The organism is Cellulomonas cellasea (assembly GCF_006538745.1).
In the GTDB taxonomy this organism is placed as follows: Bacteria; Actinomycetota; Actinomycetes; order Actinomycetales; family Cellulomonadaceae; genus Cellulomonas_A; species Cellulomonas_A cellasea.
In genome coordinates this window covers 92,909-113,985 of record NZ_BJLR01000013.1, presented here as the reverse complement: position 1 = coordinate 113,985, position 21,077 = coordinate 92,909, and the positions used below count along the sequence as shown (strand labels likewise).

Here is a 21,077-nt window from a genome sequence, read left to right as displayed (position 1 = left end):
GGCCACGACGCATATCAGGCCCAAAAGGCTCAGTGGCCGCGAGGCGCGGAAGAGAGGGAGCGCTTCGCTCGGATGCGCAGCCGAGCCCGTACGACTGAGCGGTTCGCTCGGCGCGCGCGCTACCCGGCTGCAGAACGAGGAGCGTTCGTCGGGCACGCATTGCCCCTGCGGAACGAGGCGATCTCCTCGGGCGCGCATCGCCCCTACAGAACGCGGCGACCTCCTCGGCCTCGCATCGCCCCTACAGAACGCGGCGACCTCCTCGGGCGCGCATCGCCCCTGCAGAAGAGAGGGTGCTCGAGGTTCGACGCGGAACCTGCGGCTAGGCGGAGCGGTCGGCGTTTCGCTCGTCCGATCTCGCGACCGCGCGCCGGCCAGTCTCGCGCAGGTCCGGTCCGGAGACGGGGGTCTATCCGTCGCGGGATCCTGCCCAGGCGCACCGCGGGGACGACCATGCAGAGGTTCGCTCCATCCGTGTCCGCGGCGGCGCCTCCGACGCGCTCCACACCTGGACGTGTCACGAACAAGCGATGCACCGCACGGCTGCGCTTCGCCGCGGCCTTCACGTCCCGCCGGTCCGCCGTCCGCGGGGGTGTTCGGCCCCGAACTCAGATCCTACCTCCGTGCTCGTCTGACCCGGCCTCGGAACTCGACCCTCCGCGGCCGCAACATGCGCGCTCGGTCTGCGACGCGGCATGCCGTCACCACCCTGCCCCTCCGACAAAGCGCGATGCTTTCGGTCTCCGACCGGGAACGCCTGACGTTCAGTGATGCGACAGAGCGCGACCCCACGTCGGCATGCCAGTGCTCCAGCCCTTCGCTCGCCGCCCTTCCGCTCTGCTGCCTCGGGTGCAGGGCGTCTGCAGTCTCTGACTCCGCGGTGCTCCGGATCGGCGGTGCTGCCCGTTTCACGGGTCCGGCCGTCGATGTCGCGGCACCAGAGTCCGCAGGCCACTAGACGGTCGCGGTCTCTGCGAGTCCGCGTCGAACTGATGTGCTGAGCTGATGTCAATGCCGCCGACTCGTTCGCGCGGCCCTGTCTCCCGCAGGTGGCTCACCGCCATCAGACACCCACCGACCTCGTCCGTTCCACGTGAAACAACAGGAAGGCTGTACGCGCATGCGCGCGACGCGCAGCCCGGTGCCACCTCGGCCCACTGCACCTGGAGGCGACCTCGTGGCACGAGGAATTTCCCACGGCCACGGGTTGCCTTGTTGGACGCCGCAAAGGTGCGCAGGCGTCGGGCGGCCGCGCGTAGGCGAGGTGGGCCAGCCGTACCGCCACGGTGTTCCACGTGAAACGCAGCCACGTCCGCGCCCTAGCGAGACGGAACGGGCCTCCCCACCTCTCACCGGGGTCAGCGCCCCGACGTCTTCGCGACAGAGCGGAGCCCATGGATTCCGCCTCGTGGACTCCGACCCACCACCTTTGGCGGGGGGAGCTGACCCAACGAGGGACGCGGAGCCAACGCGGTGAGCCTCGCCTTCTCGCCGGTCTATGGCCGTATTCGCAACTCCCGGTCCATCCGAGACGGTGAGGCATACGCCACGACAGACTCCTTCTGCGGTTCCGAACCCTTCGGCCAGACGCAATCGAGCTGCCAGGACTCGTGGTTCGTGCGAATCCCAACGTCGATAGGCGCCACCGCGACCTCGTCACCCGCGCGCCGCCGTCTTGCCCTCGGCTGGCGGCGGGCAGAAGACCGCACGGTCTGGCCTCGGGACGGTTGCGAACCGCACATCCGGAAGTGCTGGTGATCGCTGCGCGACATCGACGTCACCGGCAGATCGCCGTACGACGTCGGCCGACGCCAAGCAGCACGCCCCAGGACATCGCCACCGATCGGGGATGTCGAGGTCGGCTCTTGCGTCTTCGGGAGAGGTTCCCCTGCGCGCTCCGACGTCACATGTCCAGTCCGCTTCGGAGGATCCGCGGGAGCACCCCGCAAGGTCGCTGCAGTCCTCGTGCGTGCGGCAACGCCTGCAGCCAGTCCGTTTCACGTGAAACTGCTTCCGCGCTCCGTTCTGGCCGGAGCCCTCACGACGGCAGATCGCAGCCTCTGCAGCGGTTGAGATGGTCGTTTCACGTGAAACGGGCAGCAGAACCGCCCCAGCCCGGGACACAAACCGCGGGAGCGAGCCATCAGGTCTGCCGAAACTCAGCCCGTCGCGTCGACGTCGGTCCGTGTACCGCTCTCGGCGCCCGAACCACCGCACGTACAGGGGATGAGGACACATCACGACACACGGACGCGGTTGGCCGCCTGGACGGAACTCTTGGACCCCTCCACACGCAGCGGGTGGCGAGGTGCGGGTGCGGCGCGACGATCGCAACCTTGCGCATCCCAGCGATGGCCTCGAGGGACCTTCTGTGCTCATCGCGAGTCAGACCGAGGCACCGGCGATGTCGTCGAATCTGCGCCAGCGTCGCGTGCCCCGACGCCAGGACTCGTCTCACCATGGTTGATCTGACGAGAGCCGCGACCGCCCGTACTCGCCGGGACGGCAGCGCACTGCCCTGCGGCTAGCCAGTCTGCCGCTCAACGTGCCGTGCGTCCGTCCTCGAGCGAGCGCGACACGCACAGAGGACGCCTCCAGACCCAGCAGTCGACGCACTCAGTGCCTGCAGCTCAGCACAAGGCCATGCCGGCGGGCCTGGATGCCCGCATACATGCATCCAGCCACGCGTGGGATCTCAGGGACGCGGACGCCCCGGCGCAGCGTCCCTCACCCGGCCTCAACCCCCAACCACCCCGACGGTCCGACAGCCCGAACGAGAATCACCCACCCAAGACGCACCAAGGGCGGCCGATCCGCAATCGGCCGCCCTCGAGGCACTGCAGAAGAGACTGCGAGATCAGGACGCCCTGATGACCACGTGCCGCGCAGGCTCGACCCCGTCGGAGTCGCTCACGAGCCCGGCGGCGGCGACGGCGTCGTGCACGACCTTCCGCTCGAAGGGGTTCATCGGCTCGAGCGCGACGTCGGCGCCGGTCTCCTTGACGCGCGCGATCGCCTCGTCGGCGACCTTGATGAGTTCGGTGCGACGAGCGGCGCGGTACCCGGCGACGTCGAGCATGAGCCGGCTCCGCTCCCCCGTCTTGGCCTGCACCGCGAGGCGCGTGAGCTCCTGGAGGGCGTCGAGCACCTCTCCGTCCTCGCCGGCGAGGCGCTGGAGCGCCCGCTCGGAGCCGCCTTCGGCGATGATCTCGACGGCTGCTCGGCCGTGGTCGACGTCGATGTCGATGTCCCCGTCGAGGTCGGCGATGTCGAGGAGCTCCTCGAGGTAGTCGGCGGCGATCTCGCCCTCTTCCTCGAGTCGCGAGGACGGGACCTCCTCGGGCGCGGGCGGCGTGCTGGGCTGCTCGGTTGCAGGCGTCATCGGTGCTCCTCGGGAGTCGGCTCGGTGCCGGGGGTGAGCGTTACTTCTTGGGCTTGGTCGTGCTTACGCGCTTCGCGGGCGGTTCGTCGGGACCGTCGTCGGCCGCGGAGGCCGCCGCTCCGCCGGGTGCCGCCGCGGCGCCGCTGGCTGCACCGTTCGTGCCGCCGGCCGCCGTCGCACCGGCCGCCGTCGCACCTGCCGCACCGGCCGGGCGGGCCTTCGCGCGGTCCTTGCGCTTGGGCTGCGTGCGCTGACCGGGTCGCGGCTTCTCGTCGAGCACCGTGGTCGGCGTCTCCTCGATCTGCAGCGTGCCGCCCTTCGTGGCGGCCTTGCGCGCGCGACGCTCCTTGAGCGCGATCTCGGCCTGCGACCCGGGGGCCGGCATGCGTCGGATCGTGTAGAACTGCTGGCCCATCGACCACAGGTTCGTGGTGGTCCAGTAGATGAGGACACCGATCGGGAAGTTGACGCCCGACACCGCGAAGATGATCGGCATCAAGTAGAGGAGCATCTTCTGCTGCTGCGCCATGGGGCCCTGGAGGGCGGCCGGCGGCATGTTCTTCATCGTCAGCTGGCGCTGCGTGAGGAAGGTCGTCGCGGACATCGCGAGGATCAGCAGGACGGTGACGACCTTGACCTGGATGTCGTCGGACCCGAGGAAGGTGCCGGAGAGCGGCGCCCCGAAGATCGTGGCGGACTCGGCCTGGCCGGCGAGCTGCGCGGTGAGGGGGCCGATCGTGGCCTTCGGGTTCTCGGCGTTCGGGTACGTGCCGTCGGCCAGCGGGCCGAGGGAGTACAGCACGCGGAACAGCGCGAAGAAGATCGGCGACTGCGCGAGGATCGGCAGGCAGGACGCGAACGGGTTGGTCCCGTGCTTGCGGTACAGCTCCATCGTCTCGCGGCTCATCGCCTCACGGGACGCGGGGTCGGTCTTGCCCTTGTACTTCTTCTGGATCGCCTGCATCTCGGGCGCGAGCAGCTGCATGCCGCGCGAGGCCTTGATCTGCTTGAAGAAGAGCGGGATGAGCAGGATCCGCATGACGATGACGAGGCCGACGATCGACAGCGCCCACGCCGCACCGGACTCCTCGTCGAGCCCGGCCTTCGTCAGCAGCGAGTGGAACTGGACCATGATCCAGGCCACCGCGACCATGATCGGGTAGAGCAGGCCGTCGAACCACGACATGTGGCAGAGCTCCTTGCTGGGGGTCAGTGCGCGGCGTGGGCCGTGCGAGGAGTGCGAGGCCGGTGAGCCGCTGCTGGCGGAACGTCGTCGACGCCCCCGGGGTTCCAGGGGTGGCACCGCAGGACGCGTCGGACGGCGAGCCACGTACCGCGGACCGCCCCGTGCCGGGTGATCGCGACGACCGCGTACTGCGAGCACGACGGGTAGAACCGGCACGTCGGGGGCGTGAGCGGCGAGATGACGGTCTGGTAGACCCGGACGAGTCCGACGAGGACGAGCCCGGGCAGCCGCGCGAGCAGCCGGAGGGCCTGCCGAGGTCGCCAGGTCATGGGATGTCTCTCAGGCGCCGGCGCGCTGGCGGGCCCGCTTGGCGGCGACCCTGAGCGCGATGTCGAGGTCCTCGCCGAGCGACGCGTAGTCGCGCACCGCCGCGGGCGGCAGCGCCCGGACGACGACGCCCGCGTCCGCCGGCATGGTCGCGAGCCGCTCACGCACGAGCGCGCGCAGCCGGCGCTTGACCCGGTTGCGCGTCACGGCGTTGCCGATGCCCTTGGACACGACGAGACCGACCACCGGACCAGGTCCGGGGTCGGTCTCAGTCACGAGGTGCACGACGAGCGACTCACGTCCGCCACGCGCACCGCGGCGCACCGCCCGCTCGAACTCGGCGGGACGGCGCATCCGGTGCGCGGCAGGCAGCACCGGAGAGGCGTCAGGCCGAGAGCTCCGTGCGACCCTTGCGCCGACGAGCGGCGAGGATCGCACGGCCCGCACGCGTCCGCATGCGCAGACGGAAGCCGTGCGTCTTGGCGCGGCGCCGGTTGTTCGGCTGGAAGGTCCGCTTGCTCACGAGGGTCTCCAAGTACTTCGGGGCAATGATCACGCGCAGCGCGCACGACCAGGTCAGGGTGCCGAGCTCGACTGCTCCGGGGTCGACACGCGCGAGCGTGTCCGGCGTCATGGCGCGCCAGCAGGAGCCATCAGGAAGGGCTGCACAACGTTACGCCGCGCCGGCCGTAGGGGTCAAATGGCAGGCAGCGCGAAGCGCCGCACCGAACTCTCGCACGACCACCGACCTCCGCGCGCGTGACCTCCGCCACCACTGCGCCACCGTCGACGCCCTTCCGGCGCCCCGACCGGTCCACCGGAACGGACCCCCCGGCGAGCGCCCCAGCACAGGACGAGGCCCGGCACCCTGCCACCCCCAGCCCCGCACGAGGCGGCGCGACACGCGGGCGACGAGGTTTCTCACCCCCTCACCCTCCCGGAGGGTGAGAACCGGCGGCTAGTATCGTGCGTCGTCACGACGGTCCGCGGTCGCTCGCGAGCTCGGCCGAGCCGTTCGTCCACCCGTCGGCAGGCGCAGGACCCCGTGCCACCGCCGCCGCCTCCGCCCCCGCCGCGGGGCCATTCGGCGCACCGCACACAGGCTGTGGACAAAGGTGTGGATCATCGGGTGACCGTGCGAGACTCACGGCCACGACAACGGGCAGCGAGGGTAGGACGTGTCACCACAGGACGAGCAGCTGACCCGTGTCTGGACCGACGCCGTCGTGGAGCTCGAGCAGAGCCCCGACATCACGCCGCGGCAGCTCGCCTTCGTGAAGCTCGCGAAGCCGCTGGGCCTCCTCGACGGGACGATGCTCCTGGCGGTCGGCAACGACCTGACCAAGGAGTACCTCGAGACCCGGGTCCGGACCGAGGTCGTGAGCGCCCTGTCGTCGGCGCTCGGCCGCGAGGCGCGCTTCGCGATCACGGTCGACGCCGACCTGGCCCCGATCGACGGTGACGGCCCGCAGCTGCGCCCGCTCCCCCCGGTGGTCACCGAGCACAGCCCGGTGCGGGGCTCGGACCACCACGACGAGGACGACGAGCCGGCCCGCGAGCCGTTCCGCCCGTCGTCGCGCCGCCCGGTCCCCCCGACGGAGCCGGCGCGCCTGAACCCCAAGTACCTGTTCGAGACGTTCGTCATCGGCTCGTCGAACAGGTTCGCGCACGCGGCCGCGGTCGCCGTCGCCGAGGCCCCCGCGAAGGCCTACAACCCGTTGTTCATCTACGGCGACTCGGGGCTGGGCAAGACGCACCTGCTGCACGCGATCGGCCACTACGCGCAGAACCTCTACCCGAGCGTGCGCGTGCGCTACGTGAACTCCGAGGAGTTCACCAACGACTTCATCAACTCGATCCGCGACGACAAGGCCGGTGCGTTCCAGCGCCGCTACCGCGAGGTCGACGTGCTCCTCATCGACGACATCCAGTTCCTGCAGGGCAAGGAACAGACGATGGAGGAGTTCTTCCACACGTTCAACACGCTGCACAACGCGAACAAGCAGGTCGTGATCACGTCCGACCTGCCGCCCAAGCAGCTCAACGGCTTCGAGGACCGCATGCGGTCGCGGTTCGAGTGGGGCCTCATCACCGACGTCCAGCCGCCGGACCTCGAGACCCGCATCGCGATCCTGCGCAAGAAGGCCGGCAGCGAGAAGCTCCAGGCGCCCGACGACGTGCTCGAGTACATCGCCTCGAAGATCTCGACGAACATCCGTGAGCTCGAGGGTGCGCTGATCCGGGTCACGGCGTTCGCGAACCTCAACCGGCAGCAGGTCGACCTGTCGCTCGCGGAGATCGTCCTGAAGGACCTGATCACGGACGACAACACCGCGGAGATCACCGCGACGCAGGTCATCGGGCAGACGGCCGCGTACTTCGGCCTGAGCATCGACGACCTGTGCGGCTCGTCGCGCTCACGCGTGCTGGTGACGGCCCGGCAGATCGCGATGTACCTGTGCCGCGAGCTCACGGACCTGTCGCTGCCCAAGATCGGCCAGGCGTTCGGCGGCCGCGACCACACGACGGTGATGCACGCGAACCGCAAGATCCGCGAGCTCATGGCGGAGCGTCGCTCGATCTACAACCAGGTCACCGAGCTGACGAACCGGATCAAGCAGCAGAACCGCGGCTGACCCGCCGAGGACGTCGTGGAGGGCCGGAGGACACCTGTCCCCGGCCCTTCGTGCTGTCTCCACGCCGGCCCTGCCCCGTGCCTCCACGTCGGCCCGCCCCCGACCCTCCGCACCGCCGCGTCCCGTCCCGCACCGCGCGTTGTCCACACCCCCGGCACGTCCCCCGTCCGGCCTGATCACGCGCGTCTTCCGAACACCCGAGGCCCGCATCCACACCCCATCCACAGACCTGGGGACGCCGTCGGCGCGACCACGAACGAGGCATGGGACGAATGTTCACACCTGTGCACACACCTGTGGATGACGGTGGACGACACGCACAGCGCATGTGGACGACACACCCTGTTCCCGTGGACGACGCCGTGACGAAGTTTCCCGTCCACCGCGGCAGCCCGCTGTCCACGGGTCCGACCCACACTCCGTGCACACCTCCACAACCACACTGACCTGCGGAAACGGCTCTCATCCACAAAGTGCACAGACGCTATGACGATGACGACTCATCTTCAGCGGAGAAATCCACACACCTTCGAAGACCTCTCGAGCCGATCGACCGACCGAGGGCGCCGAGCAGGACCGGCCGGGACGGGCACCACCCGCCGAGGAGCGCAGGACGACGGCCGAGGACTGACCCGTGACGGCGTCCACAGTCCGGTACCGGCCACATCGCCACTCGCGTAGTCTTCCGAGCAACCCGTGCTCCCGCACCGCAGCCAAGGCGTCCCCTCGCATGTCGTCCCGCGGCGCTGCTCCTCACGAGCGCGGGTTCGCAGCGCCTGCGGCTCGACCGCCGTGGGCCGGCGGGTCACCGGCGTCCGGCGACCCAGGACCGAGAGGGTGGGGCATGAAGTTCCGCGTCGACCGTGACGTTCTCGCCGAAGCAGTCACGTGGACGGCTCGCAGCCTGCCGACCCGCCCCCCGGTCCCGGTGCTCGCGGGCGTGCGCATCGAGGCCGACGCCTCGGGCACGCTCCAGCTCTCGAGCTTCGACTACGAGGTCTCGGCCCGCTCGGAGATCGCGGCCGACGTGAGCGAGCCCGGCACGGTCCTGGTCTCGGGCCGCCTGCTCGCGGAGATATCCCGCGCGCTGCCGGCCAAGCCCGTCGACGTCGTGCTCGAGGGCACCAAGGTCACCGTGACGTGCGGCGCGAGCCGGTTCACGCTCCTGACGATGCCCGTCGAGGACTACCCCGCGCTGCCCGCGATGCCCGCCGTCACGGGTACGGTCGAGGGCGACGCCCTGACCCACGCGGTCGCGCAGGTGACGATCGCCGCGAGCCGCGACGACACGCTCCCGCTGCTGACGGGCGTCCGGATGGAGATCGAGGGCGAGAAGATCACGCTCCTCGCGACCGACCGCTACCGCCTCGCGCTCCGCGAGCTCACCTGGACGCCGGCGTCGCCGGACATCTCGACGGTCGCGCTCGTGCGGGCCCGCACGCTCTCCGACGCCGCGAAGTCGCTCGGCTCGTCGAGCTCGGTCAACGTCGCGCTCGCGACCGGCCAGGGCGTCGACCTCATCGGCTTCGAGGCCGGCGGCCGCCACACGACGTCGCTCCTCGTCGACGGCGACTACCCCGCGGTCCGGCGCCTGTTCCCGGACGAGACCCCCATCCACGCCGTCGTGCTCACGCAGACCCTCGCGGACGCCGCCAAGCGCGTCGCGCTCGTCGCGGAGCGCAACACCCCGATCCGGCTGTCGTTCACCGAGGGCCAGGTCGTGCTCGACGCCGGCCAGGGCGACGACGCGCAGGCGTCCGAGGCGCTCGAGGCGACGCTCGTCGGCGACGACATCTCGGTCGCGTTCAACCCGCAGTTCCTGCTCGACGGCCTGGGCGCGCTCACGACGCCGTTCGTGCGGATGTCGTTCACGCACCCGAACAAGCCGGTCGAGTTCACGGGGCAGGAGTCGCTCGACGGCGACGACCTGCAGGAGTACCGCTACCTGCTCGTGCCGATCCGGTTCGCGAGCTGACGTCCCCCGCACCCCGGCGGGTCCACGGCCGTCCCGCGCCGTCGTCCCGCCCCTGACGCGGCCGCGTCCCGGACGCACGACGGCGGCACCTCCGCCCGGTCGCGGACCCGCACGACGAACGAGAGGCTGACCCCATGCACATCGGACTGGTCGGGCTGGGCAAGATGGGTGCCAACATGCGCGAGCGCCTGCGCGCGGGCGGCATCGAGGTCACGGGGTACGACCGCAACCCCGACGTCTCGGACGTCGCGTCGCTCGCGGACCTCGTCGCGGCGATGCCGCAGGGCGAGCGCATCGTGTGGGTCATGGTCCCCTCGGGCGGACCGACGCGGGCGGTCATCGACGAGCTGGGCGGGCTGCTCGGCGCGGGCGACCTGGTGATCGAGGGCGGCAACTCCCACTACGCCGAGGACGCGGTGCACGCCGCCGCCCTCGCGGAGAAGGGCGTCAACTACGTCGACGTCGGTGTCTCCGGTGGCGTCTGGGGCCGCGAGAACGGCTACGGGCTCATGGTCGGCGGCGACGAGGCGCAGGTGAAGCGCCTGCTCCCGGTGTTCGACGTGCTGCGCCCCGAGGGGCCGCGCGAGGAGGGCTTCGTGCACGCCGGCGCGGTCGGTGCCGGGCACTACGCGAAGATGGTGCACAACGGCATCGAGTACGGCCTCATGCAGGCGTACGCCGAGGGCTACGAGCTGCTCGAGGCCAAGGACATCGTCACGGACGTCCCCGGCACGCTCAAGGCGTGGACGCGCGGGACCGTCGTGCGGTCCTGGCTGCTGGACCTGCTGGTCAAGGCGCTCGAGGAGGACACCGAGCTCGCCGGGATCGACGACTGGGTCGAGGACTCGGGCGAGGGCCGCTGGACGGTCGACGAGGCGATCGACGCCGCCGTCCCGCTCCCGGTGATCTCCGCGGCGCTATTCGCGCGGTTCGCGTCGCGTCAGGGTGCCTCTCCCGCGATGAAGGCCGTCGCCGCGCTGCGTCAGCAGTTCGGTGGGCACGCCGTGCGCGCGGCGGGCCAGCACGTCGCCCCGGAGACCCCGGGCGGCGTCACCTCGGCCGGCTAGCCCCACCCGATGTATGTCGCGCACCTCTCGCTGACCGACTTCCGCTCCTACCCGCACGTCGAGCTCCCGCTCGAGCCGGGCATCACGGCGCTCGTCGGACCGAACGGCCAGGGCAAGACGAACCTGGTCGAGGCGATCGGCTACGTCGCGACGCTCGGAAGCCATCGCGTGCCGTCCGACGCGGCGCTCGTGCGTGCCGGTGCCTCGCGGGCCGTGGTGCGCACCCGCATCGTCCGGGAGGCCGACGCCGCGACGGGGGCGTCGGAGCGCACGAGCCTCGTCGAGATCGAGGTCACGCCGGGCAAGGCCAACCGGGCGCGGGTCAACGGTGGTGCGCCGGGGCGGGCGCGGGACGTGCTCGGGCTGCTGCGGACCGTGCTGTTCGCGCCCGAGGACCTCGCGCTCGTCAAGGGCGACCCTGACGGCCGCCGCCGGTTCCTCGACGAGCTCGCGGTCCTCGTGACCCCGCGGCTCGCGGGCGTGCTGGCCGACTACGACCGCGTCCTGCGCCAGCGCAGCGCGCTGCTGAAGTCGGCGGCGCAGGCGGTGCGCGGCTCGCGCGGGAGCGCGGACCTGCGGACGCTCGACGTGTGGGACGCGAAGCTCGCGCAGGCGGGCGCGCAGGTCATCGTCGCGCGGCTCGCGATCGTCGCGGCGATGGGTCCGCACGTCGCGCGCGCGTACGAGCAGGTCAGCTCGGGTCAAGGGGCGGCGGTCGTGACGTACCGCTCGACGCTCGACGCGGCGCTCGAGGAGTCCGACGGCCGCGACGCGCGCGGCAGCCGCAGCACCGGTCCGCAGGCCGCCGGCTCCCCCGGCGCGGGCTCCCCCGGCGCGGACGCCTCAATGGCCTCGAGCACGCCCGTCCCCACCCCCGAGCTCGTCGAGGCCCAGCTCCTCGAGGCCATGGGCCGCCTGCGCCCCAAGGAGATCGAGCGTGGCGTGTGCCTCGTCGGCCCGCACCGCGACGACCTCGTGCTCACGCTCGGCGGCCTGCCGGCGAAGGGGTACGCGAGCCACGGCGAGTCCTGGTCGTTCGCGCTCGCGCTGCGCCTCGCGTCCTACACGCTCCTGACCCAGGGACCGGACGAGACCCCGTCGTCCACGGGTGTGGACAACCTGTGGACAACTGGCTGGGGCGACGACGGCGAGCCCGTGCTCCTGCTCGACGACGTGTTCGCCGAGCTCGACACGAAGCGCCGGAACCGGCTCGCGGACCTCGTGGCCCCGGCCCGTCAGGTGATCATCACGGCCGCGGTCGCCGGCGACGTCCCCGAACAGCTCGCGGGCGCGCGCGTCGACGTCATGGCCGGTGAGGTCTCGCGTGTCCTCTGAGGGCCCGCGCACGGGAGGCACGGACGGCGGCCCCGGACCGCAGGGGCCGGACCCGCTGTGGACCGGGCCCGTCCCCGGGCTCCCCGCGGGGCGCGGCGACGACCTGTTCTCGGCGGGCGACGAGCCGGTGCGTCGTCGTCGTCGCTCCCCCACCCCCCGACCGCCGGCAGACGAGGACCCGCCCCAGCCGTCCGACCCTGCGGCACCTCGGCAGACCGACGAGGACGGCACCCCCTGGGTCGAGAAGCCGTTCGAGGCGGACGACGTGCTCCCCGAGCCGGCTCCCCCGAAGGCGCCCGACGGCGTCCCGATCGGCGAGCTCGTCCAGCTCACTCCTCCGGCGCTCGTCGCCCGCGAGGCGCTCAACCGCGCGAAGGCCGCGGCCCGGGCGCGCGGCTTCCGCCCAGGTCAGGAGCCTCGTCGCCGTCCGCTGGACCCGCCGCGGGGCTCGGCCGGCAAGGACGCACGGGACCCGCAGACGGTCGGCGACACGCTCGCGCGGCTGCTGCGCGACCGCGGCTGGGTGCAGGACGTGTCGGTCGGCGGGGTCATCGGCCGGTGGCGCGAGGTCGTGGGCGACCAGATCGCCGACCACTGCGAGCCGGAGACGTTCCAGGACGGCGTCCTGACGGTCCGCACCGACTCGACGGCGTGGGCGACGCAGGTCCGCCTGCTCGTCCCGCGGCTCCTGCTCCGGCTCGCGGACGACGTCGGGGAGGGCGTCGTGCGCGAGGTCCGGGTCGTCGGGCCGTCGGGTCCGGGGTTCGGGCGCGGACCCCGGTCGGTCCCCGGACGCGGCCCACGCGACACCTGGGGATGAGCGCCCGCGACACCCCGGGGTGAGGTCCGCTCAGACCGGGGGTCCAGGCTCGTCCGCCAGGTAGACTGTGGAGGTCATTCCTGGCGCGTCTGCGCCCGGAACTCCAGCGTCGTGGAGTGATCCGCCCTCGATCCGCCCTCCGGGGCGTCAGCGGCACCTCCGCGCGCGTGCGAGACCTTGAGGAGCACCACCGCCCGTGGCCGAGCAGAGCAGCACCGCCGGAACCAGCACACCCGACGGCACCACCCCCGCATCGTCCAACGGCGGTTACGACGCGAGCGCCATCACCGTCCTCGAGGGTCTCGAGGCCGTCCGCAAGCGCCCGGGCATGTACATCGGCTCGACGGGCGCGCGCGGCCTGCACCACCTGGTGTCCGAGGTCGTCGACAACTCGGTCGACGAGGCGCTCGCCGGCTACTGCGACCACATCGAGGTCACGCTCCTCGCGGACGGCGGCGTGCGCGTCGTCGACAACGGCCGCGGCATCCCCGTCGCGATCCACCCGACCGAGGGCCGGCCGACGGTCGAGGTCGTCATGACGATCCTGCACGCGGGCGGCAAGTTCGGCGGCGCGGGCTACGCGGTCTCGGGCGGCCTGCACGGCGTCGGCATCTCGGTCGTCAACGCGCTGTCCACGCGCGTGGAGACGGTCGTCAAGCGCGACGGGTTCGTGTGGGAGCAGTCGTTCCACGACGGCGGCAAGCCCAACGGCGAGCTCCGCCAGAAGGAGGCGACCGACGAGACGGGCACGTCGCAGACCTTCTGGGCGGACCCGGCGATCTTCGAGACGGTCGAGTACGACTTCGAGACGCTGCGCGCACGGTTCCAGCAGATGGCGTTCCTCAACAAGGGCCTGCAGATCTCCCTGACCGACGAGCGCCCCGCGCACACCGGCACGGCCGACGAGATCACCGACGCCCCGGACACCGAGGAGGCGCCGGACGCCGCCAAGGAGACGTCCGCGGGCCGCACCGTCACGTACAAGTACGACGACGGCCTCGTCGACTACGTCAAGCACCTGAACTCGGCGAAGAAGGTCGAGGTCGTGCACCCGGAGATCATCGACTTCGAGTCCGAGGACACCGAGCGCCGCCTGTCGCTCGAGATCGCGATGCAGTGGACCAACGCCTACTCCGAGTCGGTGCACACGTACGCGAACACGATCACGACGACCGACGGCGGCACGCACGAGGAGGGCTTCCGGGCGGCGATGACCTCGCTCATCAACCGCTACGCGAAGGAGAAGGGGATCCTCAAGGAGAAGGACGAGAACCTCACGGGCGAGGACATCCGCGAGGGCCTCACGGCCGTCATCTCCATCAAGCTCGGCGAGCCGCAGTTCGAGGGCCAGACGAAGGCCAAGCTCGGCAACACCGAGGCCAAGGCGTTCGTGCAGCGCGTCGTCAACGAGCGGCTCGGCGACTGGCTCGACTCGCACCCGACCGAGGCCCGTGACGTCATCCGCAAGTCGATCCAGGCCGCCACGGCGCGCATGGCGGCCCGCAAGGCGCGCGAGGCGACCCGGCGCAAGGGGTTGCTGGAGTCGGGCGGGATGCCCGGCAAGCTGCGCGACTGCCAGTCGAACAACCCCGCCGAGTGCGAGGTCTTCATCGTCGAGGGCGACTCGGCCGGCGGCTCGGCGGTCCGTGGCCGCAACCCGCGCACGCAGGCGATCCTCCCGATCCGCGGCAAGATCCTCAACGTCGAGCGGGCCCGCCTGGACAAGGCGCTCGCGAACCAGGAGGTCCAGGCGCTCATCACAGCGTTCGGGACCGGCATCGGCGAGGACTTCGACCTCGCGAAGCTCCGGTACCACAAGATCGTGCTCATGGCCGACGCCGACGTCGACGGCCAGCACATCTGCACGCTGCTGCTGACGCTGCTCTTCCGCTACATGCCGGACCTGATCAAGCAGGGGCACGTGTTCCTCGCGCAGCCGCCGCTGTACCGGATCAAGTGGTCGAACGCGCCGCACGACTACGTGTACTCGGACCGTGAGCGCGACCAGTACCTCAAGGACGGCCAGGCCTCGGGCAAGCGGATCCCGAAGGACAACGCGATCCAGCGCTACAAGGGTCTGGGCGAGATGGACTACTCGGAGCTGTGGGAGACCACGATGTCGCCCGAGCACCGCACGCTCCTGCAGGTCAACCTCGACGAGGCCGCAGCCGCCGACGAGATCTTCTCGGTGCTCATGGGTGAGGACGTCGAGGCCCGGCGCTCCTTCATCCAGCGCAACGCGAGGGACGTGCGGTTCCTCGACATCTGAGCGGCGCCCCGCACGAGCGCCCACCCCGCACGCCCTGGACTGAGCAGCACCTGAGCAGCACCGAGCCTGAACAAGAGGACCGAACCGTTGACTGACAACTTCGCCGGCGCCGAGCACGGGAACATCGACCAGGTCGACCTGCAGCTCGAGATGCAGCGGTCCTACCTGGACTACGCGATGTCCGTGATCGTCGGACGCGCGCTCCCCGACGTGCGCGACGGCCTCAAGCCGGTGCACCGCCGCGTCCTGTACGCGATGTACGACGGCGGCTACCGCCCCGACCGGCAGTTCTCGAAGTGCAGCCGCGTCGTCGGCGACGTCATGGGCAAGTTCCACCCGCACGGCGACACGTCGATCTACGACGCGCTGGTCCGCCTCGTGCAGGACTGGTCGATGCGGTACCCGCTCGTGTGGGGCCAGGGGAACTTCGGCTCGCCCGGCAACGACCCGGCCGCCGCGCCGCGGTACACCGAGTGCAAGATGGCGCCGCTGTCGATGGAGATGGTCCGCGACATCGACGAGGACACCGTCGACTTCCAGGACAACTACGACGGCCGCACCCAGGAGCCGTCGGTCCTGCCCTCGCGCTTCCCGAACCTGCTGGTCAACGGCTCGGCGGGCATCGCGGTCGGCATGGCGACGAACATCCCGTCGCACAACCTGCGCGAGGTCGCCGACGGCGTGCAGTGGCACCTGGACCACCCGGACGCGTCGAACGAGGAGCTGCTCGACGCGCTGCTCGAGCGGATCAAGGGCCCGGACTTCCCGACGGGCGCGACGATCCTCGGCCGCCGCGGCATCGAGGAGGCGTACCGCACGGGGCGCGGCTCGATCACGATGCGCGCGGTCGTGCAGGTCGAGGAGATCCAGAACCGGATCTGCCTCGTCGTCACCGAGCTGCCGTATCAGGTGAACCCCGACAACCTGGCCCTGAAGATCGCGGACCTGGTCAAGGACGGCCGGATCACCGGCATCGCCGACATCCGCGACGAGACGTCGGGCCGCACGGGCCAGCGCCTCGTGATCGTGCTCAAGCGCGACGCGGTCGCCAAGGTCGTGCTCAACAACCTCTACAAGCACACGCAGCTGCAGGACACGTTCGGCGCGAACATGCTCGCGCTGGTCGACGGGGTCCCGCGCACGCTGAGCATCGACGCGTTCGTCCGGCACTGGACGTCCCACCAGCTCGAGGTCATCGTCCGGCGCACGAAGTACCGCCTGCGCCAGGCCGAGGAGCGCATCCACATCTACCGCGGCCTGCTGAAGGCGCTCGACGCGCTCGACGAGGTCATCGCGCTCATCCGCCGCTCCCCCGACGCCGACGAGGCGCGCACGGGCCTGATGGACATGCTCGAGATCGACGAGGTCCAGGCGAACGCGATCCTCGCGATGCAGCTGCGCCGGCTCGCCGCCCTGGAGCGCCAGAACATCCTCGACGAGCACGCGCGCCTCGAGGCCGTCATCGCCGAGCTCAACGACATCCTCGCCTCGGACGTCCGCCAGCGGATGATCGTGAAGGAGGAGCTCGCCGAGATCGTCGCGAAGAGCGGCGACGACCGCCGCACGAAGATCCTCCCGTTCGACGGCGAGGTCTCGATCGAGGACCTCATCGCCGAGGAGGAGATGGTCGTCACGATCACCCGCGGCGGCTACGCGAAGCGCACGCGCAGCGACAACTACCGGGCGCAGCGCCGCGGCGGCAAGGGAGTGCGCGGTGCGCAGCTCCGCGAGGACGACATCGTCGACCACTTCTTCGTCACGACGACGCACCACTGGCTGCTGTTCTTCACGAACCTGGGCCGCGTGTACCGGGCGAAGGCGTACGAGCTGCCCGAGGGCGGCCGCGACGCGAAGGGCCAGCACGTCGCGAACCTGCTCGCGTTCCAGCCCGGCGAGAAGATCGCCCAGGTGCTCGACATCCGCGACTACGAGCAGGCCGAGTACCTGGTCCTCGCGACCAAGCGCGGCCTGGTCAAGAAGACGCGCCTGTCGGAGTACGACTCGAACCGCTCGGGCGGCGTCATCGCGATCAACCTGCGCGAGGACGACGAGGGCAACCCCGACGAGCTCGTGTCGGCGCGCATCGTCGACTCGACCGACGACCTCATCCTCGTCTCGCGCAAGGGCCAGTCGATCCGCTTCACGGCGACCGACGACGCGATGCGCCCGATGGGCCGCGCGACCTCGGGCGTCACGGGGATGAAGTTCCGCTCCGACGACGAGCTGCTCGCGATGGACGTCGTGACCGACGACGCGTTCCTGTTCACGGTCACCGAGGGCGGCATCGCGAAGCGCACCGCGCTCACGACGGAGAACTACCGGGTCCAGGGCCGCGGCGGTCTCGGGATCAAGGTCGCGAACCTCCCGGAGGCGAACGGCGACCTGGTCGGCGCCCTCGTGACGGACCCCGAGGACGAGGTCCTCGTCATCATGGAGCGCGGCAAGATCGTGCGCTCCGCGACGTCGGAGGTCAACGCCACCGGCCGCGCGACGCAGGGTGTGATCTTCGCCAAGCCGGACGCGAACGACAGGATCATCGCGGTCGCCCGCAACATCGAGCGTCACCTGGCTGACGATGCGGGTACCGTGGACGACGAGAACGAGTCGGGGGACGCCGTCGCGGCGGACCCTGACGCCACTACGCAGGGCGGGTCGGACGCACCGACCGCCGCGGAGACATCCGCGCAGGAGGATGCATGAGCAGCGAGTCCGCCCCTCCGTCGATCCCGCCGCGCAAGCGGCCGACGGCACCGGCGACCCGCCCGTCGTCGTCCACGCCCCCGCTGAGGCCGGCCGGGTCGTCGGCCGTCGACACCGAGGCGCCGCCCGCGCCCGGTGCGGCGTACGCGGACGCGCCGGAGCGTGAGCCCGTCGACACGCCGGCACCGCGCGCCGAGGAGCGTCCGGCGGCCTCGTCGGCCCGGACGTCGGCGACGCCTCCCCCGCCCGCCGACCCCGAGGAGCCGTCGCCGCTGCAGGTCGCGGTCGGCTCCGTCGCGTCGTCCCTCAAGAAGGCCGCTGCGAAGACCCAGGCCGCGCTCGCGTCGGCCGCCCACCCGCGCGCCGAGGAGCGGACCATGAGTGCCACGGCGACGGGCGCCCAGCGGACGGTCAACGGCCAGCTGCCCCGCCCCGCGACCGGCAGCATGAAGGCCGTCCCCGGAGCACCGCGCCGGGTGCGCCTCGCGCTCTCGCGGGTCGACCCGTGGTCGGTCATGAAGCTCGCGTTCCTGCTCTCGGTCGCGATCGGCATCATGATCGTCGTCGCCGCGGCCGTCGTGTGGCTCACGCTCGACGGCATGCAGGTCTTCGCCAAGGCCGACTCGCTCGTGCGCGAGGTCCTCGGCGCTGAGAGCCCGGTGAACATCCTCGAGTACGTCGAGTTCCAGCGGATCGTCTCGGCCGCCACGCTCGTCGCGGTCATCGACGTCTTCCTCATCACCGCGCTCTCGACGATCGGCGCGTTCCTCTACAACCTCACGGCCGCGCTGGTCGGCGGGGTGCACCTCACGCTGACGGACGAGTGAGCGGAACCCGGTTTGGGCCGGGTGCCGCGCTGCGGTAGTCTCATCCGGCGCACCCCGTCCTCGTGACGGTGCGCGCACGGGCCTATAGCTCAGACGGTTAGAGCGCTTCCCTGATAAGGAAGAGGTCACAGGTTCAAGTCCTGTTAGGCCCACTCCCGACCCGTGGGGGATCCATGAAGAAGGTGCTTCTCCTCGCGGCCGTCGCCGCCGCCGGGTTCTACGCCTGGCAGCGGTACACGCAGGACCGCGACGAGCGGGACCTGTGGGCCGAGGTCACGGACACCTTCGAGTAGTCCTCCCCCGCGGCAGCCGGACCCCGGTCCGGTGGTTCCACCCAGGGGCCATGGCGCAATTGGTAGCGCACCTGCTTTGCAAGCAGGGGGTTAGGGGTTCGAGTCCCCTTGGCTCCACCGCTGGTCGCAGGCCCTTTCCGCCCGTCGGAGAGGGCCTGTGCTGCGTCACGTGGGCTTCCCTTCGCAGCGGCAGGCATGAACGCTCTCCTCGACGCGCAGGTATCGCGCGGATACCCCCCGCGTCCCCCTCGGGGGGCGTCGCAGCACTCCCTGGGGCAGACTCCCGGTGAGACTCCCGCGTCTTCGGGGCAGCCCTTCCCGCTTGCGCACACCCGCCCCTGGAGGTTCCTGTGCCTACCCTCTCCCGTCTGCGGCCGGTCGTGGTGGTCGTCGCCGTTGCCCTCGCCCTCACGGGGTGCGGATTCGACACCACCGTCGGGGACGGCACGAACCGTGCCCGAGCGCAGGAGATCCTCGACGAGATCCAGGCCGCCGTCGAGGAGGCGCAGGCCGAGAACTCCGCGGAGACCGGCGACTTCGGTGAGGACCCGCCGGCGGAGACGGGGGCGATCCGGACCGACACCAACACCGCCTTCGTGTACGAGGACTACCAGGCGACCCTCGAGGGGGTCATCGCCTCGTTGGACGAGTTCTGGGCTCGTGAGCTCCCCGCCACCTTCCAGGCCGAGTACACCCGTCCCACCCGGTTCGTGTACTACCGCCCCGAGCAGGAGGCCGGGCCCCGGTGCGGCGACGAGGCGGCCCCGGCCCAGAACGCGTTCTACTGCCCAGCCGGGGACTTCATCGCCTGGGACGAGTCGGGTCTGATGATTCCGTACTACGTCTCCTCCGGTGACTTCGCCGCGGCGTTCGTCCTCGCCCACGAGTACGGTCACGCCATGCAGTTCCGCCTTCCCGAGCAGGAGCAGCTGGGGGTCCTCCGGGAGCTCCAGGCGGACTGCTTCGCCGGCGCATGGGCGAGGGACGTGCAGGAGCAGGGCCTGCTGGAGGCCGGCGACCTCGACGAGGCGACGCTGGCGGTCTTCTCCGTCCGTGACGTCCCCGGCACCCCGTTCACCGACCCCCGGGCGCACGGCTCGGGCTTCGAGCGCACCCGGGCCTTCGCTGACGGCTACGAGGGTGGCGCCGGCACGTGCTACCCCGCTCCGGCGGAGGACTGGGTCGTCGAGGCCCAGCAGTAGTCACCGCCCAGGTGCAGGTCGGCTGACACCGGGACCGCCCGTGCTGATCCTGGCCTCCGATCCGAGCGGCGTCCCGCGTGCCCGTCGGGCCGGGCGTGGCCGCCGCGTCCGATGCTGGACTGCGGTGACAGTCATCACTCTGGACCGGGATGGCTCAGGCTCGTCGCCAGCCGTAGGGCTCCAGCACGACCGGCAGCTCCGCGAGACCGTCGTCGTACGGGTGGACCGGCTCACGCAGCCAGTCCGACTTCCGACGGTCCCAGATCCCCACCCCGGTCCGCGTGAACACGAGCGCCACGTCACCGGCGGGCCGGCGGTCGCGGGGCCGCACGAGGTCCGGCAGCGCCAGGTCGGAGGCGTCCACCGCGTACAGCGCCCCGGGGATCTCGGACTCGTGTATCGCGTCCCAGTAGGGATCGTTGCGCCGGGGAACGAGTGTCAGCACCCGCAGGAGATCTCGCATCGTGTCCTGCGCGAACAGGTGCCGGACCGTTAGGACGGCGCGCAACGCTGCTGGGTCGACCGCGGCGAAGGGCGCCACCCATGCCGCCAGTGCCTGAGCCGCTCCCATCCGCCAGTCCTCGCCCCAGCGAAAGACGTTGTCGGCCTCGAACTCCTCGGGCTCGCCGTCCTCGGACCCGCCGGCCGCGACGCCGTGCAGCTCGCCGTCGAGCATGAAGGCCACGCGCCAGTGGGCGCTCGACTCGACGCCCAGACCCAGCACCGGCCCGCCGACCTCGTCCGCGATCTGCCGCACCGGCGGGACGATGCCTGCTCCGTAGAACCCCTGCGGGGTGTAGCACTGCCACCCGTCCGGGCGGGACCAGCTCATGCTCTCGTCCGGCTCAGCACTGTCCAGCGCGCGGTTCACCGCGAGCCCCGTCAGCGGCCTGCCCCACTGCGCGACGACGCTGGTGATCGAGAACCCCATGAGGTGAAGGCAACCACAGATCGGAGGCGGCGCGAGGGACGTCCTCTCGCTCCTTGCGGGGTGCGCTCGCCGGCGTGCGCGTGCGGGACCCGGCGCCTGCGCTTGTCCCGACCGCCTCCCGTGACGG

The 21,077-nt window shown here is 71.1% G+C and carries 15 protein-coding genes, 2 tRNA genes and 1 pseudogene; 12 read left to right on the top strand and 6 right to left on the bottom strand.

What is annotated here, in order from left to right; genetic code table 11:
• Positions 1-2,857: 2,857 nt before the first annotated feature.
• The 5 genes from CCE01nite_RS06220 to rpmH are packed head-to-tail and all read right to left on the bottom strand — an operon-like array spanning position 2,858 to position 5,418.
• Complete coding sequence (locus CCE01nite_RS06220; RefSeq protein WP_034626504.1) at positions 2,858-3,382, bottom strand: Jag family protein; 525 nt, start codon at positions 3,380-3,382, stop codon at positions 2,858-2,860.
• A gap of 40 nt (positions 3,383-3,422) precedes the next feature.
• Positions 3,423-4,568: a membrane protein insertase YidC gene (gene yidC / locus CCE01nite_RS06215; protein ID WP_034626500.1), complete on the bottom strand. Its 1,146-nt coding sequence runs from the start codon at positions 4,566-4,568 to the stop codon at positions 3,423-3,425.
• Positions 4,569-4,591: 23 nt separating this feature from the next.
• On the bottom strand, positions 4,592-4,897 hold the full coding sequence (yidD, locus tag CCE01nite_RS06210; RefSeq protein ID WP_034626496.1) for a membrane protein insertion efficiency factor YidD: 306 nt from the start codon (positions 4,895-4,897) through the stop codon (positions 4,592-4,594).
• Positions 4,898-4,907: 10 nt separating this feature from the next.
• Positions 4,908-5,249: a ribonuclease P protein component gene (rnpA, locus tag CCE01nite_RS06205; protein WP_246056357.1), complete on the bottom strand. Its 342-nt coding sequence runs from the start codon at positions 5,247-5,249 to the stop codon at positions 4,908-4,910.
• Positions 5,250-5,280: 31 nt separating this feature from the next.
• The gene (gene rpmH, locus CCE01nite_RS06200; RefSeq protein ID WP_034225701.1) at positions 5,281-5,418 is read right to left on the bottom strand and encodes a 50S ribosomal protein L34; all 138 of its coding nucleotides are present in this window, start codon (positions 5,416-5,418) and stop codon (positions 5,281-5,283) included.
• Positions 5,419-6,073: 655 nt separating this feature from the next.
• On the opposite strand from rpmH, the gene dnaA reads away from it, so the two are divergent.
• The 12 genes and pseudogenes from dnaA to CCE01nite_RS06145 all read left to right on the top strand — a co-directional run bounded on the left by dnaA (position 6,074) and on the right by CCE01nite_RS06145 (position 20,019).
• Positions 6,074-7,531 carry a chromosomal replication initiator protein DnaA gene (gene dnaA / locus CCE01nite_RS06195; RefSeq protein ID WP_034626490.1) on the top strand — a complete coding sequence of 486 codons (1,458 nt, stop codon included), beginning with the start codon at positions 6,074-6,076 and terminating at the stop codon, positions 7,529-7,531.
• An 844-nt stretch (positions 7,532-8,375) separates the two neighbouring features.
• Positions 8,376-9,506: a DNA polymerase III subunit beta gene (dnaN, locus tag CCE01nite_RS06190; protein WP_034626487.1), complete on the top strand. Its 1,131-nt coding sequence runs from the start codon at positions 8,376-8,378 to the stop codon at positions 9,504-9,506.
• Between the two features lie 128 nt (positions 9,507-9,634).
• Positions 9,635-10,573: pseudogene (gene gnd, locus CCE01nite_RS06185) on the top strand (phosphogluconate dehydrogenase (NAD(+)-dependent, decarboxylating)); the annotation flags it as partial.
• A gap of 9 nt (positions 10,574-10,582) precedes the next feature.
• On the top strand, positions 10,583-11,908 hold the full coding sequence (gene recF / locus CCE01nite_RS06180; protein WP_034626481.1) for a DNA replication/repair protein RecF: 1,326 nt from the start codon (positions 10,583-10,585) through the stop codon (positions 11,906-11,908).
• The gene (locus tag CCE01nite_RS22495) at positions 11,898-12,728 is read left to right on the top strand and encodes a DciA family protein (protein ID WP_307722721.1); all 831 of its coding nucleotides are present in this window, start codon (positions 11,898-11,900) and stop codon (positions 12,726-12,728) included. Before recF ends, CCE01nite_RS22495 begins: the two co-directional genes overlap by 11 nt.
• A gap of 196 nt (positions 12,729-12,924) precedes the next feature.
• Positions 12,925-14,997 (top strand): DNA topoisomerase (ATP-hydrolyzing) subunit B, encoded by a 2,073-nt coding sequence (gene gyrB, locus CCE01nite_RS06170; protein ID WP_034626478.1) that lies wholly within the window; start codon positions 12,925-12,927, stop codon positions 14,995-14,997.
• An 87-nt stretch (positions 14,998-15,084) separates the two neighbouring features.
• On the top strand, positions 15,085-17,697 hold the full coding sequence (gene gyrA, locus CCE01nite_RS06165) for a DNA gyrase subunit A (RefSeq protein WP_034626475.1): 2,613 nt from the start codon (positions 15,085-15,087) through the stop codon (positions 17,695-17,697).
• Complete coding sequence (locus CCE01nite_RS06160; RefSeq protein WP_034626473.1) at positions 17,694-18,524, top strand: DUF3566 domain-containing protein; 831 nt, start codon at positions 17,694-17,696, stop codon at positions 18,522-18,524. Before gyrA ends, CCE01nite_RS06160 begins: the two co-directional genes overlap by 4 nt.
• Before the next feature lie 78 nt (positions 18,525-18,602).
• Positions 18,603-18,676: transfer RNA gene (locus CCE01nite_RS06155), tRNA-Ile, on the top strand.
• A gap of 21 nt (positions 18,677-18,697) precedes the next feature.
• On the top strand, positions 18,698-18,817 hold the full coding sequence (locus tag CCE01nite_RS21760) for a DLW-39 family protein (protein WP_211254522.1): 120 nt from the start codon (positions 18,698-18,700) through the stop codon (positions 18,815-18,817).
• A gap of 44 nt (positions 18,818-18,861) precedes the next feature.
• Positions 18,862-18,934: transfer RNA gene (locus CCE01nite_RS06150), tRNA-Ala, on the top strand.
• A gap of 233 nt (positions 18,935-19,167) precedes the next feature.
• Complete coding sequence (locus tag CCE01nite_RS06145; protein ID WP_052103652.1) at positions 19,168-20,019, top strand: neutral zinc metallopeptidase; 852 nt, start codon at positions 19,168-19,170, stop codon at positions 20,017-20,019.
• A gap of 154 nt (positions 20,020-20,173) precedes the next feature.
• On the opposite strand, the gene CCE01nite_RS06140 is transcribed toward CCE01nite_RS06145, so the two are convergent.
• On the bottom strand, positions 20,174-20,950 hold the full coding sequence (locus CCE01nite_RS06140) for a hypothetical protein (RefSeq protein ID WP_034626470.1): 777 nt from the start codon (positions 20,948-20,950) through the stop codon (positions 20,174-20,176).
• Positions 20,951-21,077 lie beyond the last annotated feature (127 nt).

Excerpts from the sequence above, each read along its gene's own strand:
- CCE01nite_RS06220 (WP_034626504.1), bottom strand. The coding sequence starts at position 3,382 with ATGACGCCTGCAACCGAGCAGCCCAGCACGCCGCCCGCGCCCGAGGAG.
- yidC (WP_034626500.1), bottom strand. The coding sequence starts at position 4,568 with ATGTCGTGGTTCGACGGCCTGCTCTACCCGATCATGGTCGCGGTGGCC.
- yidD (WP_034626496.1), bottom strand. The coding sequence starts at position 4,897 with ATGACCTGGCGACCTCGGCAGGCCCTCCGGCTGCTCGCGCGGCTGCCC.
- CCE01nite_RS06140 (WP_034626470.1), bottom strand. The coding sequence starts at position 20,950 with ATGGGGTTCTCGATCACCAGCGTCGTCGCGCAGTGGGGCAGGCCGCTG.
- recF (WP_034626481.1), top strand. The coding sequence starts at position 10,583 with ATGTATGTCGCGCACCTCTCGCTGACCGACTTCCGCTCCTACCCGCAC.
- rnpA (WP_246056357.1), bottom strand. The coding sequence starts at position 5,249 with ATGCGCCGTCCCGCCGAGTTCGAGCGGGCGGTGCGCCGCGGTGCGCGT.
- CCE01nite_RS21760 (WP_211254522.1), top strand. The coding sequence starts at position 18,698 with ATGAAGAAGGTGCTTCTCCTCGCGGCCGTCGCCGCCGCCGGGTTCTAC.
- dnaN (WP_034626487.1), top strand. The coding sequence starts at position 8,376 with ATGAAGTTCCGCGTCGACCGTGACGTTCTCGCCGAAGCAGTCACGTGG.
- CCE01nite_RS06160 (WP_034626473.1), top strand. The coding sequence starts at position 17,694 with ATGAGCAGCGAGTCCGCCCCTCCGTCGATCCCGCCGCGCAAGCGGCCG.